This is a genomic window from uncultured Negativicoccus sp. (assembly GCF_902480485.1).
GTDB lineage: Bacteria > Bacillota > Negativicutes > Veillonellales > Negativicoccaceae > Negativicoccus > Negativicoccus succinicivorans.
This window is the reverse complement of sequence record NZ_CABSTC010000037.1, coordinates 1-13,013: the sequence shown is the minus strand read 5'-3', so window position 1 is coordinate 13,013 and position 13,013 is coordinate 1. Positions and strand designations below refer to the sequence as shown.

At 45.4% G+C, this 13,013-nt stretch carries 17 protein-coding genes, 1 tRNA gene and 1 pseudogene; 1 reads left to right on the top strand and 18 read right to left on the bottom strand.

The genetic code is table 11. The annotated features are described in order from the left end of the window. The 13 genes and pseudogenes from RDN69_RS04275 to cobU all read right to left on the bottom strand — a co-directional run. Positions 1-365 (bottom strand): annotated as a pseudogene (locus RDN69_RS04275) (metallohydrolase); the annotation flags it as partial. Positions 366-367: 2 nt separating this feature from the next. Then, complete coding sequence (gene nusB, locus RDN69_RS04270; RefSeq protein ID WP_024049231.1) at positions 368-757, bottom strand: transcription antitermination factor NusB; 390 nt, start codon at positions 755-757, stop codon at positions 368-370. Continuing rightward, positions 754-1,119 (bottom strand): Asp23/Gls24 family envelope stress response protein, encoded by a 366-nt coding sequence (locus tag RDN69_RS04265; protein WP_036467705.1) that lies wholly within the window; start codon positions 1,117-1,119, stop codon positions 754-756. Before RDN69_RS04265 ends, nusB begins: the two co-directional genes overlap by 4 nt. Further along, complete coding sequence (locus RDN69_RS04260; RefSeq protein WP_024049233.1) at positions 1,106-1,492, bottom strand: Asp23/Gls24 family envelope stress response protein; 387 nt, start codon at positions 1,490-1,492, stop codon at positions 1,106-1,108. The genes RDN69_RS04265 and RDN69_RS04260 overlap by 14 nt, the downstream gene beginning before the upstream one ends. A 58-nt stretch (positions 1,493-1,550) precedes the next feature. Further along, on the bottom strand, positions 1,551-2,108 hold the full coding sequence (gene efp / locus RDN69_RS04255; protein ID WP_024049234.1) for an elongation factor P: 558 nt from the start codon (positions 2,106-2,108) through the stop codon (positions 1,551-1,553). Positions 2,109-2,143: 35 nt separating this feature from the next. Further along, positions 2,144-3,193 carry a Xaa-Pro peptidase family protein gene (locus RDN69_RS04250; protein WP_024049235.1) on the bottom strand — a complete coding sequence of 350 codons (1,050 nt, stop codon included), beginning with the start codon at positions 3,191-3,193 and terminating at the stop codon, positions 2,144-2,146. Positions 3,194-3,260: 67 nt separating this feature from the next. Next, on the bottom strand, positions 3,261-3,878 hold the full coding sequence (gene cobC, locus RDN69_RS04245; protein ID WP_159821906.1) for an alpha-ribazole phosphatase: 618 nt from the start codon (positions 3,876-3,878) through the stop codon (positions 3,261-3,263). After that, positions 3,875-4,951 carry a histidinol-phosphate transaminase gene (locus tag RDN69_RS04240; protein ID WP_024049237.1) on the bottom strand — a complete coding sequence of 359 codons (1,077 nt, stop codon included), beginning with the start codon at positions 4,949-4,951 and terminating at the stop codon, positions 3,875-3,877. Before RDN69_RS04240 ends, cobC begins: the two co-directional genes overlap by 4 nt. Beyond that, positions 4,935-5,804 (bottom strand): GHMP kinase, encoded by an 870-nt coding sequence (locus tag RDN69_RS04235; RefSeq protein WP_024049238.1) that lies wholly within the window; start codon positions 5,802-5,804, stop codon positions 4,935-4,937. The genes RDN69_RS04240 and RDN69_RS04235 overlap by 17 nt, the downstream gene beginning before the upstream one ends. Then, positions 5,789-6,541, bottom strand: a complete 753-nt coding sequence (gene cobS, locus RDN69_RS04230) for an adenosylcobinamide-GDP ribazoletransferase (RefSeq protein ID WP_024049239.1) — start codon at positions 6,539-6,541, stop codon at positions 5,789-5,791. The genes RDN69_RS04235 and cobS overlap by 16 nt, the downstream gene beginning before the upstream one ends. Continuing rightward, a complete protein-coding gene (gene cbiB / locus RDN69_RS04225; RefSeq protein ID WP_308530372.1) occupies positions 6,538-7,479 on the bottom strand; it encodes an adenosylcobinamide-phosphate synthase CbiB in 942 nt (313 codons plus the stop codon). The genes cobS and cbiB overlap by 4 nt, the downstream gene beginning before the upstream one ends. A gap of 20 nt (positions 7,480-7,499) precedes the next feature. Then, a complete protein-coding gene (locus tag RDN69_RS04220; RefSeq protein ID WP_024049241.1) occupies positions 7,500-9,044 on the bottom strand; it encodes a cobyric acid synthase in 1,545 nt (514 codons plus the stop codon). A 9-nt stretch (positions 9,045-9,053) separates the two neighbouring features. Beyond that, the gene (gene cobU / locus RDN69_RS04215) at positions 9,054-9,629 is read right to left on the bottom strand and encodes a bifunctional adenosylcobinamide kinase/adenosylcobinamide-phosphate guanylyltransferase (protein WP_024049242.1); all 576 of its coding nucleotides are present in this window, start codon (positions 9,627-9,629) and stop codon (positions 9,054-9,056) included. A 74-nt stretch (positions 9,630-9,703) separates the two neighbouring features. Here cobU and RDN69_RS04210 point away from each other — a divergent pair, with 74 nt between their 5' ends. After that, on the top strand, positions 9,704-10,042 hold the full coding sequence (locus RDN69_RS04210; RefSeq protein ID WP_024049243.1) for a hypothetical protein: 339 nt from the start codon (positions 9,704-9,706) through the stop codon (positions 10,040-10,042). A gap of 63 nt (positions 10,043-10,105) precedes the next feature. Here the strand turns inward: RDN69_RS04210 and RDN69_RS04205 are convergent, their stop codons facing one another. From RDN69_RS04205 to RDN69_RS04185, 5 genes are all read right to left on the bottom strand, one after another. Continuing rightward, complete coding sequence (locus RDN69_RS04205; protein ID WP_036467724.1) at positions 10,106-10,618, bottom strand: cob(I)yrinic acid a,c-diamide adenosyltransferase; 513 nt, start codon at positions 10,616-10,618, stop codon at positions 10,106-10,108. Positions 10,619-10,625: 7 nt separating this feature from the next. Next, a complete protein-coding gene (gene ndk, locus RDN69_RS04200) occupies positions 10,626-11,030 on the bottom strand; it encodes a nucleoside-diphosphate kinase (protein WP_024049245.1) in 405 nt (134 codons plus the stop codon). Positions 11,031-11,143: 113 nt separating this feature from the next. After that, positions 11,144-11,220 (bottom strand) — tRNA-Pro (locus RDN69_RS04195). 24 nt (positions 11,221-11,244) lie between these two features. Then, on the bottom strand, positions 11,245-12,162 hold the full coding sequence (gene thrB / locus RDN69_RS04190; RefSeq protein ID WP_024049246.1) for a homoserine kinase: 918 nt from the start codon (positions 12,160-12,162) through the stop codon (positions 11,245-11,247). After that, positions 12,149-13,013: homoserine dehydrogenase (locus RDN69_RS04185; RefSeq protein ID WP_288218283.1), on the bottom strand; the 865-nt coding region annotated here is incomplete at its 5' end. The genes RDN69_RS04185 and thrB, both read right to left, overlap by 14 nt.

Here is a 13,013-nt window from a genome sequence, read left to right as displayed (position 1 = left end):
CGAATGGCTGCAAAAACGTGATTTTCCTGATGACTGAAGCGGTACAAAGGAACACGTAAGACACTTGCCAGCGAATGCGCTGTTCCTAATCCGGCCAAAAAAGCCGGCATATAGGAATCTTCCCGACGACGCGGAACAGCGGACACGCCAATCACATCTATCTTTCCGGCGTATTCTTGCCGCAATTGCATGATCAACTCCGGCAAATTACGAACATGTTGGTAAAGCATTTCGGATTGAGAAAGACCGCGTTTTCCCGCCTTAACCTTTAAAAGGCGTCGTGCTTGTGTCACGACTTCGAATTTTTCATTGACAATAGCTACGGATGTAGTGTAACAACTGGTATCAATGCCGAGTGCATGCATAATCAGGAATCTTTCATGGCAGCATCCAATACTCCGTTAACAAATCGTACGGCTTCATCGGTAGAATATTGGCGTGTTAAATCCAACGCTTCATTGATGATAATAGCTGGTGTCAGTTCCTCGTCCTCAATATATTTACTTTCCGCAATCGCCATCCGCAGTAGCACCAGATCCACTTTATTCATTTGTGCAGTGTTCCAGTTTTTACTGTATCGATTGATAAGAACATCAATCGCCGTTTGATTTTGATCAACAGCAGTGATTATTTTTTGCGCATATTCATCATGACCGCTACTCTCCTGATCCGGTAATACAGATTTTTCCGCCTCAGGATTGATTTCACGACTGTAGAGCAATTGCAAAGCCTGAATCCTGGCTTGTCTTCTGGTCATATGGGTTCCTCATTTACAACGGTTTCAATATAAATCTGTATTTCTTTAATGGTAATTCCCTCTTCTTCTTTCCATTTTTGAATGATTTCTGACTGCAGCTTACGACATAGGGGAATGATTTCATAACCGTAATACAAAATCAAGGAAACGGCAATATACCAACCATCCTTGTGTTTGCTTAGAACAATGCCGTGAATCAGCTTACGGCGACTCATTGGTAGCGATGTCATAAATTCATCCATCATATGTTCTGTAATGGCGGCGACACCCGGCTCGGCCATGATCCTATCACGAATCTTCATGGCCATCAGATTATATGCCAACTGCATATTTACGTCGGTAGTTTTGTTATTTGGTGCCATCGTCTGACACGCTTTCCATCGGTTCAAAAGCAATGCTTTGCACATATACATTGATGGCCAGTACGGTAACCCCTGTATACTTTTCCAAAGTGCTGCGTACCGCCTCCTGCAATCGCAAAGTAAGGTCAGGGATTCGCAAACCATACCTCACACGAAGGTAAAGGTCCACTTTTACTTCGTTTTCATTAGAATCAATCGATACTCCCAGTGTATTCGGATCTTTTCCGAACATGGAGCTGATGTCATGGATTAATGTGGACTCCATGCCAACGATATCCGAAAATTCTCTGGTAGCTATTCCCACAATAGCTGCGAGAGCCTGATCGGATATTTGAATATCTCCCCACTCGGTATGCTCTGCTGCAAGTGACATGGATCTCCTTTGATGTAACAAAAGCGATGAAAATCATCGCTTTTGTAGACTTCTAAAATTATGCGCGTTCGATGTAGGCGCCTGAACGGGTATCAATTCGCAAAACGTCGCCTTCATTAATAAACATCGGCACCTTTACAACATATCCTGTTTCTAATTTTGCCGGTTTCGTTCCGCCTGTAGCCGTATCTCCACGAATTCCCGGGTCTGTTTCAACTACCGTCAAATCTACAGAGTTTGGCAGCTCAACACCGATAATTGTGCCGTTAAAGAACAGTACCGTGATTTCCATATTTTCTTTCAAAAAATTCAGAGCTTCCGTTAACTGATCTTTCGTCAGCATAACCTGATCATAGGTTTCTGTATCCATGAAATTGAAGCTGTCACCGTCTGCATAAAGATATTGCATCGGGCGTCGATCCACTTGCGCTTTCGGTAATTTTTCACCCGCGTTAAAGGTGCGTTCTATGACCGCACCGGTTTGCAAGTTTTTGATTTTGGCACGTACGAAAGCGGCCCCCTTACCTGGTTTAACGTGCTGGAAATCCACTACCTGCCATACTTGATTGTCAATTTCAATCGTTACACCCGGGCGAAAATCGTTACTAGAAATCATCTGTTAAGCCTCCACTTCAAATACTCTATTGACTTTTAAAGCTCCATTAATTCATGGGGGAAAAGCGTGATTACCTCAGGTTCTCCCTCTTTTACCACTACTGTATCTTCAATCCGTATACCGCCATATCCGGATATATATATCCCTGGCTCTACGGTAACTACCATATTAGGTTCCAACACGGTTTCACATTTCGGTGATAGTGTAGGTAACTCATGTATTTCCAACCCTACCCCATGGCCAAGCGAATGAATGAAATATTGATTCAGCCCTGCCTTCACGAATTCCTGTCGCGCAAATGCATCGATAGTGTGGGCCGCTACACCGCTTCGAACTTTTTTTACACTTTCTCTTTGTACGTGTGCGACCGCGTCATATAGTTGTCTCTGTCGATCGCTTGCTGAACCGATCACAAAGGTGCGTGTCATATCAGAATGATAGCCGCGATACACTGCGCCAAAATCGATCGTCACGAAGTCACCGATCTCAATGCGCTTGTCGGTTGCCGTACCATGCGGCAATGCGGAACGTTTACCCGAAGCAACAATCGTAGCAAACGCGGTATGTTCCGAACCATGCGCAAGCATGGCCTGTTCCAAAGCAATACGTACTTCATTTTCGGTGCGTTGTGCTGCGATCTGCGGTAAAATATCATGTAACGCATTCGCCGCTATTTGTGCGGCTCTTTTTAAATAGTAAAGCTCCGTATCTATTTTGACTTGACGCAATGGATCTAAATCGATGTTATTTATGACTAGTTCAGGACACTGTTCTTGCAACTTCCAATATGCCATTACCGATAATGAACTTGCTTCTACCGATAATAAGGATATATTTTCCTCTTGTAAGATTTTACTGATGGTGGCATATAATTGTCCTTGATGATTGACAACTTCCCAATCTTCAGCCTCCGCCGTCGCCTGTTCCGTATACCTGGAATCGGTGATTAAAAGATGTCTTTGCGGTGTAATTAAAAGTTCGGTGCTGTCACCGGTAAAATCACTCAGAAATCTGACGTTCTCATCTTTATGCACCCAAATGGCAGAATGATCCTGTGGTTTGGGAAGGTGATTTTGAGCTACCATGTATAACGCCTTCCTGTATATTTATTCAACTTAATATTACCATAAAAAGTATTTAAAAACTATGATTTTAACTTATAATTTTTTTTAAATGATGCGTGTCATTGAGAAGTGCCAACAAGTTGCGATCGCCATAATATTCGATCATGGTAACATTGGCATTCGCCTGCCGAAAATTCCAGGCGAGGTCCAGATCTAAACCAAGTAAAGTACACAAAATACAGCGGATAGTGCCGCCGTGACATACAATGGCTACCGCCTCATCCGGATGATTATGAGTGATCTCTTCGATCGTTTTCGCGGCACGATGCTGAACATCGCCAAACGACTCTCCGTTGGAAATACGCACGCTTGACGCATTGGCATACATATGCTCAATGCTTCCCGGCCACTTGGAATTAATCTGCTCATAGGTAAGACCTTCCCAGTCACCGAAATTAATTTCTCGTAATCCCGAACGTAATTCAACAGTAAGACCTTTGGATATGGCCAAAGGTTGTGCCGTTTCCACAGCACGCTCTAAATCACTCGAATAAATGGCGTCTAATGGCAAATCGGCAAAATAATCCACCAAACATTGTGCCTGCCGACGCCCTAAATCACTCAGCGCGACATCCGTCACGCCTTGATACTGACCGGAAAAATTCCAAACGGTTTCACCGTGGCGAATCAAATAAAGTGTAATCACGAGGACTGCGATACCTCCTTAGAAATAGCCGCAAACAACCTGTCATTGGCGGCGGCCTGACGAATAGCAATCCGTACATGGTACGAATCAAGGCCGGGATAATTGTCACAATTGCGAATCATTAAGCCCTGCGCCAATAAACGTTCGGTAAGTTCAGCAGCCGTGAGTTTTCTCTGCAAATTCAGCAGAATAAAATTAGCTGTAGGCGGATATATAAAAAGTTCCGGGAGCGCTGTATATTTTTCATATACACGCTTTTTTTCCTCATAGACAAATTTTTGCGTATTTTGAAAATACTCTATATCATTCAAGGCGGCTTTTAAATAAGAAGCCGCCAGAGCATTTACATTCCAAATGTCGAGATCAGCATGCATGGTTTCCGCTAATTCCGGCGCAGTAAACATGACGCCGGCCCGCAAGCCAGGGATGCCCCAAAATTTTGTCAACGAATGTAAAACCACAAAGTCATCCCGTTTATCGACAAGGCTTCTGGCCGTATCCAGATCAGGATTAAAATCAATAAACGACTCGTCCACCAGAATACGTGCGCCACGTGTGCGTGCCGCTTGTAACCACTTCTTTAGTTGACTGACATCGGTATATACGCCGGTCGGATTATTGGGTGAGCAAATGCAAAGGACTTCCCCCTTGCTCATCTTCGTCACACTGTTTGGGATATCTTCCCATGCAATTTGGCGAATTTCCGCTCCGACCGAAATAGCCGCCCGTGCATATTCACTGAATGTCGGCACAGGGATCCAAACGGTAGACGGCCGCCAATATCTAAAGACAGTAAATAAAAGTTCCGTAGCTCCGTTGCCAAGTACAACTCCGGCCTCATCGTGTTGATAAAACCGGGACAGTGCTTTTCGTAACGTCCTATTATTGGGTTCCGGATAATGCAAAGCCAAGGTTGGCCAATCCTGTAACGCCTCCACGCCTTCCGGCGAAAGGCCTAACGGATTGATATTGGCACTGAAGTCTTCTACTTGCTCCCGTACAGATGGCGGCAATGCATAAATATTGCCGCCATGTTGGAACGAAGTATATAGTGCATCAAGATCTGCGGACAAAATGTATGCCTCCATTATAAACTTTTACACAGTCTAAAAATGTCAGTGTATTGCCAAACTCAACCGACAGACCCTTGCGAATATCGTCCAACTTTTTGAGATCTGTCAATAGTAAACCGCAAACGGTACCGCTATGCGCAACAATAACGCCGTTAGCACCTAACGCTTTCCCCCACGCGTCCAAATCTGCAAGATACGGACGCGGCAATATTCTCTGATTGGCATAGGCACTCATTGTGGCGGCTGTTCCGATTTTTATCATATCACCCTTACGTAAACCTTCTACCAATAAGGTAAGGGCTTTTTGTATTTCTTTTTCTTTAGCGGCGCGCTTACTGATCAAATCTTCGCGGGCATTAAATTCTACTGTGTCGATCACTCCGCCTTGATCAAAAATGCAAATATAGGCTTCCGGAAAATGACCGAGCGGCCGTAAAAAATGTCCTTGCAAATGGTCAAACTGAACAATGCCCGGATAAAAGGTGGCATCGCTGGGCTCAATAGACAGTGCTAAACGCGCCAATTCTTGCATCGACAAATGTCGTCCGGCAGCTAAGGCAACCGCTAAACAAACGGCACTAATATCCGCCGAACTGGAGGCCATACCCTTACCGTCCTTCAGTTCGGAATACAATACCACATCAATATCCCGCACAATCCTTAAGTACTCTTTGGTCACCGCTACAGCTTGTTGCGCTTTATACGGAAGCTCATGGGTTTGAGTGGTCGTTTTAGGCCATGCTGTTGCAATGGAATACCGTTCAATCGGGCAGGTAACTAAAAAGTTTTGGCCGTCAATTTGCCCCTGAATTAATTCACCGCATGCTCCCGGAGATTTTACAACAAATTCCATACACCGATCCGTTCCTGCAATAACCAAATCAATAAAATAACAATTTCAGATGTTTCTGTAATGGCACCGTAGGTATCACCGGTAACGCCGCCTAACTTTTCGACGAAATGAATATTCGCCCATTGCATCCAACCAAAGGCAAAAAGCATCGGTAAAATGCTTTTAAGTCCGGCCACCGGGATGGCCAATAAAAGGAAAGCGGTAGCTACCTGTAATGTGTATGCAGGAGCATTGTCCGCAAACGCCTTCCCCATTCCTTGTGGCCGTGCGTAAGGAAAACGTACAATTGTCCAACTCATCAGCCAGCGACTGATCAGCGGCATGATGATGAGTAACGGCCAAAGCGGTCCGGAGATGTTCATGTATAAACCGATTTTTAACAATACTAAGAAAACAAAGCCGACAATCCCCTCCGAGCCGACGCGGCTGTCTTTCATTATCTCCAGCATTCGTTCCCGGCTGCGACCTGAAAAGTAGCCGTCACATGTGTCCATAAATCCGTCTGCGTGCAAGCCGCCGGTAATAATCATTTCGGCTAAGACAAGCAATACCGCCATCAAAAACGAATCCACCCAACTTGCGGTGAGCCAATACAGCAGCGCAAGAAAAATTCCGATGACCAAACCGACTAAGGGGAAATATGCAACGGAAGCACCGAATTGATCATCCGGCCACACTTCCTGACGAACGATTTTAAAACGTGTTAAAAATTGTAATCCGATTAAAAAAGGTTTCATAATTCACCCAGCAGTAATAGCAACGTGATACAAAGCGTCCCGAGAAAAGTACTGGCGTACATTAACTGCACTGTCTTACGAATATGAAAGCGCTGAATTTTCTCATGGGGATCGCCCATGTAACTCCGAAATTCCGTTTTCCCCTGGTATTGATTATAGCCTCCCAGACGAATCCCCAGTGCGCCCGCAACAGTGGCTTCACTGTAACCGCCATTCGGACTGGGATGTGTATGCGCATCGCGACGCATCATCAACCAGGCCTGCCGAGCTGAAAATCCCAGTACGGCACTGCTCACCAACAGTAATCCTGCCGTCAAGCGAGCCGGCACCCAGTTGACCACATCATCCAGCTTTGCCGCTGCGCGACCGAAATACAGATACCGCTCATTCTTATATCCCACCATCGAATCCATGGTATTGATCGCACGATATAGAGCGGCCCCCAGCGGTCCCAGCAACCAGAAATAGAATAGCGGTGAAATGATCCCATCGACAATATTTTCTGCTACGGTTTCAATCGTAGCGCGGGCAATTTCACTTTCCTCCAGGTGTGCTGTATCACGGCCCACTATCCAACTTAATTGGCGACGTGCTTCCGGAAGATTTCTATCGGCAAGGCAGCGATAAATTTTTTTTGCATCACGAGCCAAAGCATGCGGTGTAATCGTGATGTAAAGAATGAAAATACAACCAATAATATACGCTGTATAATGAATTTCCGCCAAAATGAACAGAATCATATACACCGGTAAAGCTACACTCAATAAAACGGCGATAACCAAAAATACGCCGTCAGAAATCATCTTTTTAGCACCGGCTGCGGGACGGAAAAAAACGGACTCCCAAAAACTTATCGCTTTGCCGATCAAAACAACCGGATGAAAACGACTGCGGGGATCACCGATGAAAGTATCGACTATCAGCGCCAAAAATGGCACTGCGCAATATAAGTAGGCGGTCATTTTATGGGATTTTTCGTTGGTGCAAATTCCAGCAGTTCATACACCAAATCCATATTCAATGCTTCGCGAACTGTGGCGGCCAAGCGGTCATATTCGGATTCTTTATATTCCTGTAAACGAAATTGAACCGGAAGTGGCGCTAAACCTTTTTTCTTTCGTAATGCGTTTAAAATACCCCGACGCAACTCATCATTATCAAAAATACCGTGAATATAAGTTCCGAAACAATTACCGTCTGCGGTTACTAAGCCGTCTTGGATATCAACTTCATGCAGGCTGCGTTCAGTAATGTGAAAAGCAGCCGTATCATGATGGGTAAAAACACTTTTTCCCATGTGGATTTCGTAGCCCGCAAGGTCATCCCAATTCGCATGTAGATCCAAAAAAGAAAAGTCGCGACAGGAGAATTTTACCTGATTGGTAGTTTTAGTTCCTGCCATTTCTGTGGAAAGTGGTAAAAGTCCGATTCCGTCGATACGGTCGTATTTACTTTCGACGTGTTGCGGATCCGTAATCTCTTCGCCCAACATTTGGTAGCCGCCACAAATTCCTATGACAGGCGTACCTTCTTTAGCAAGACGACGAATTTCATCTACATAACCAAACTGTTGAAGATACAAAAGATCTTCTGTCGTATTTTTGCTGCCCGGTAAAATAATCACATCCGGATGCCCGATACTGTCACCGCGACGAACGTAACGCACTTCTACATCGGGTTCATGACTGAATACGTCAAAGTCCGTAAAATTGGAAATTTTCGGTGTTTGTAAAACTGCGATTTCAAGTTCTTTTGCCTGTACTGAAAGCTTTTTGTCTGCCAAGGATACGGAATCTTCGTTATCAATCCCCAAATCTTGCAGGTAAGGCACCACTCCAAGCACGGGAATTTTGGTTTTCTCTTCCAAAAAATCGATGGCAGGCTCCAATAACTTAATATCACCACGGAACTTGTTAATAACAATACCTTTTACGTGGGCACGTTCTTCCGAAGACAATAATTCCAAAGTGCCTACCACAGCAGCCAGCGCTCCGCCACGATCGATATCGGCGACGAGAACAACCGGCGCATCCAATTCCAACGCTACACGCATATTGACAATATCTGTCGCTTTGAGGTTCACTTCGGCGGGACTGCCCGCGCCTTCAATCACTACTACATCAAAATGGTTGCGCAGATAATCCATACTTTCCTTGACTTTATCCCACGCAGTCAGACTGTAGTGTTCATGATATTCACGTGCACTGTAAACTCCAACCGGTTTCCCCATTAAGACAACTTGCGACGTCTGATTTCCGGATGGCTTTAAGAGCACGGGATTCATTTGCACGATGGGATCCATCCCTGCCGCTTCCGCTTGTGCGACTTGCGCGCGACCGATCTCATCGCCGGCTTTCGTAACGTAAGAATTCAAGGCCATATTCTGTGCTTTAAATGGTGTCACACGATATCCGTCTTGCAATAAAATACGGCACAACGCTGTCGTTAAAATGCTTTTACCCACATGCGAGCTGGTGCCTTGAAACATAATTGTTTTTGCCATGCGTCCTCCTTATTTGATCCGTTTCGGAATCCCGCAAAGCACAAATTCAACCCGTTGTGCTTGCGCAGCTAAACGCTGATTGGCCAAACCGACTAAATCTCGATAGACCCTGCTTAACGGATTATCCGGCACGATTCCCAGACCTAATTCATCGGAAACAAAAATAAAGTCTTTGTCACTGGAAACAATCGTGTCGATAAGTTTTTGAATCTCCATCTCGACTGCTTCCGTGACGATCTGTAAGCGTTCTTTTGAAATGTTGTTGCCGGGAGTAAGCTCCTCTTCCGTTAAACGGTCCATTAATAAATTATTTACATACATTGTAACACAGTCAAACAGATAGACTTCGCAAACTTGTAGGATCTCTGCTAACGATTTTGACTTAGGGGAATCATACATAAACGTTTGCCATGTATCGGGGCGACGTTCCCGGTGCCAACGTACCCGCAAAGCCATTTCTTCATCCCAAACGCGGGCGGTTGCTATATAACCTTTGCTCACTGCCGGATGTTTCGCTAAAATTGTTTCGGCATAAGCGCTTTTACCGCTCCGGGCACCGCCTAATATCATCGTAATGGATCCCACTCATCTTCCTCCTTTATGGCGATCTTAAGTAAAATCGGCTATAATAATAAAAATAAATCAATGAGGTGAAATTAATGGCAGACAACAAGACTTACCGCGTAGATTTAATGCGCACTCTATGGCAACATACGTATCGCGCTACTATTTTTGATGCAAACGATGCGTATGCCGCAACCATCCGAATTATTCTGGGCATCCCTTTGGATCGTGCGGAAGTTCCCGAAAATGCTCCGGAAGTCAAAGATTATATCACGGTATTGGTAGAAGATACTGTGATAAAACCGCAAGATATTATAGCGTTTGAAGAGCAAATTACGCGTTTCATTATGAAAAAATCGGCGAGTGAAGAGTTTCAACCGACACACTGCCTGTTCTTCTATCCCAGTCCGGCCGAAACTTTACTTAAGGAATAGGAAAACAGCAAACCGGCAGATGAGAAATAAAATAAAAAAACAACTCCCTGTGGGAGTTGTTTTTTATTTCAATTCTGACTCTGCACGTCCTAAAATATAGCATACATCGGAAAGACGATTTAAATAGCGAATGTCAACTTCGTTAACTTCTTCGCCTTCTTCTGCATGCAACTTCCAGTAAGAGCGCTCCGCACGACGCACTACTGTTCTGGCAACGTTCAGAAATGCTTCAGCCGCGGTTTCACCGGGAACCAAAAATTTGGTAAGCGGCTCCAGACGTGCATCGTACTTATCAATCATTTGTTCTAATTCTTCGACCCGTTCATCGGTAATGTCCGGATCTTTACCAAGGCTGGCCGTATCTGCCATCAGTATCCACAGATCTTTTTGCAGGGAGTAAATATCATCTTTGACTTCTTGCAGTTGGGCCGCTGCGCGAGCCATGCCTAAAACCGCCTGTGCTTCATCGATAATCCCGTACGTTTCGACACGAGTGCTATATTTGGGAAGGCGTTGTCCTGTATATAACGCTGTCGTCCCTTTATCACCCGTTTTTGTGTATACCTTAGCCATAATAGCCTCCTTACAGTTCCGGGAACCAGAGTGCAATTTCCTGTGCTGCCGTTTCCGGAGCATCCGATGCATGCACAATATTTTCATCAATCGAAGTCGCGAAATCGCCGCGAATCGAGCCCGGTACCGCTTCGATCGGATTCGTTGCACCGTTAATTTGGCGAACGGCTGCAATAGCATTTTCACCGCTGATTACCATCGCCAGCAACGGACCCGAAGTAATGAATTGAATCAAACCGTCAAAAAACGGTTTGCCTTCGTGTACCGCATAATGTTTTTTCGCTAATTCCGGCGAGATCTGTTCCATGCGAATGGCATCGATCGAAAGGCCTTTACGTTCAAAACGCGAGATCACTTCGCCGCAGATTTTTTTCTGAACTCCGTCCGGTTTTACTAATACTAATGTTTTTTCCATTTAGATCATTCTCCTTTTGTTCAAAAAATAAAAGCCAAAGAGACCTTAGCCCGTCCTCTTTGGCTGATGTATCCTTGACACGGTACCTCTGACAAGGAGGGGACCAGTTAAGGTGGTCGGAACGACATGATTTGAACATGCGACCTCTACCACCCCAAGGTAGCGCTCTACCAAACTGAGCTACGTCCCGACATCTTATTATAGAATATTAATTTTACGTCTCTTTGTCAAGAGGAATCAACGCTACACCGTCGGCGCAAACTGTGACGATATGCACCTGCGCCGCTTCCTCTTCACCAAATTCCATTTGCATAGCTTTTCCCACGGCAGCGGCATGATTCTCATCGCTAACCGCCAATAAAGTACTGCCTGAGCCACTGATAGTCGATGCATACGCGCCTGCCTGCAAAGCAGCTTTCAGTACTTCTTTGCCATGCGGAATAAGCGTCAGGCGGTACGGTACGTGCAAACGATCGGCAAATGCCGCTTGTAAAAGTTGAGGGCGCCGATTCACCAATGCACCGATCAACGCAGCCGCTCCGGAAATGGTTTGAACCGCATCTTGCAACGAAACTGTCTGTGGCATAATCTCCCGAGCCTTTTGCGTCGATACTTCCGAGCGGGGCGATACGACTACAAAACGCCAGTCGGAAGGCACGGAGAACTGCGAAATCTGCCAGTCGGCATCAATATGATGCGCTGAACAAAAGCCGCCTAAAAGGCAAGGTGTAACATTATCAGGATGGCCTTCCAATTCCACCACCAGAGGCAAAAGTTCTTCTTTTGAACGCTGCAGACCGGTAATTTGATTGGCTAAAAACACTCCGCCTACTACCGCCGCCGAGGAACTACCCAAGCCTCTTGCAATGGGAATACGATGCTTCATCACCAGATGCCCATGGGGTAAATCAACTCCGTAATGAGCGGCGAAAAAGTTCATGCTCTTATAGAAAAGATTCTGCTCATTAAATATGAGCGTACCCGCTCCTTCCCCATGTATTTCGCCGGTAAGAGTCTCCTCGCCGGGAATAAATGCAACTTCATTGTATAAGTCCAGTGCCATTCCGAACACATCAAAACCGCAACCGAGATTTGCCGTCGTCGCCGGTATGCGAATTTTAACGTTCATCATTGCCGCTTTCCCCAAGCACTCGTAAAACATTGGCAATTTCACGTACGCAATTCAAATTTTGCAACCTTGCCCGTACGTTTTGAATAGCCGTATCCCCTGCCGGATATACAACCATAACAATTTCCGCTGTCTCTTCCAAGTTTCCTCGTTGCCACATCGTTTTAATGCTCACGCCGTCTTGGGCAAAGCATTGCGAAATCTCCGACAAAACGCCGGGCGCATTATCAACAATGAGACGGAAATAGTACGATGATAATACAAAATTGGGATCCATAAACTGTGCCGGATTATTCTCTTTCAGCCACGCATTTTTGCCGGTTGTATGATGATGCAAATGAGCAGCAATTTCCAACACATCTCCCAATACGGCACTGGCCGTTGGGTACGAACCGGCGCCTTTGCCGTAAAACATAATGTCATCGACTGCATTGCCTACAATGTAGACCGCGTTATACGCACCGCGCACCGCGGCCAGCGGATGATCTTGCGGTACAAACGCTGGATATACTGCCGCCGCAATGCCCTCTGGTTGTTGACGAGCGACCGCTAATAATTTAATGACATAACCGAATTCTTTAGCGAACTGAATATCTTTACTGTCAATTGCTTCAATACCTTCGACAGAGACGTCGTCGCTGGTCACATTAGCGCGGAACCCGATGGAACTTAAAATCGCAATTTTACGGGCGGCATCAAACCCGCCGACATCTGCCGTCGGATCCGCTTCGGCAAACCCCAGCTTTTGCGCATTCGTCAACGCATCCCGGTACGACATATTTTTTTCGGTCATCTCCGTAAGGATATAATTCGTAGTTCCGTTGATAATTCCGACAATTTCTGTAATTTGATTC

Coding starts and splice junctions, on each gene's coding strand:
- nusB (WP_024049231.1), bottom strand. CDS start 757: ATGACCAGAAGACAAGCCAGGATTCAGGCTTTGCAATTGCTCTACAGT.
- cobS (WP_024049239.1), bottom strand. CDS start 6,541: ATGAAACCTTTTTTAATCGGATTACAATTTTTAACACGTTTTAAAATC.
- RDN69_RS04260 (WP_024049233.1), bottom strand. CDS start 1,492: ATGTCACTTGCAGCAGAGCATACCGAGTGGGGAGATATTCAAATATCC.
- RDN69_RS04220 (WP_024049241.1), bottom strand. CDS start 9,044: ATGGCAAAAACAATTATGTTTCAAGGCACCAGCTCGCATGTGGGTAAA.
- thrB (WP_024049246.1), bottom strand. CDS start 12,162: ATGATGAACGTTAAAATTCGCATACCGGCGACGACGGCAAATCTCGGT.
- RDN69_RS04265 (WP_036467705.1), bottom strand. CDS start 1,119: ATGGCACCAAATAACAAAACTACCGACGTAAATATGCAGTTGGCATAT.
- RDN69_RS04210 (WP_024049243.1), top strand. CDS start 9,704: ATGGCAGACAACAAGACTTACCGCGTAGATTTAATGCGCACTCTATGG.
- efp (WP_024049234.1), bottom strand. CDS start 2,108: ATGATTTCTAGTAACGATTTTCGCCCGGGTGTAACGATTGAAATTGAC.
- RDN69_RS04250 (WP_024049235.1), bottom strand. CDS start 3,193: ATGGTAGCTCAAAATCACCTTCCCAAACCACAGGATCATTCTGCCATT.
- RDN69_RS04235 (WP_024049238.1), bottom strand. CDS start 5,804: ATGGAATTTGTTGTAAAATCTCCGGGAGCATGCGGTGAATTAATTCAG.
- ndk (WP_024049245.1), bottom strand. CDS start 11,030: ATGGAAAAAACATTAGTATTAGTAAAACCGGACGGAGTTCAGAAAAAA.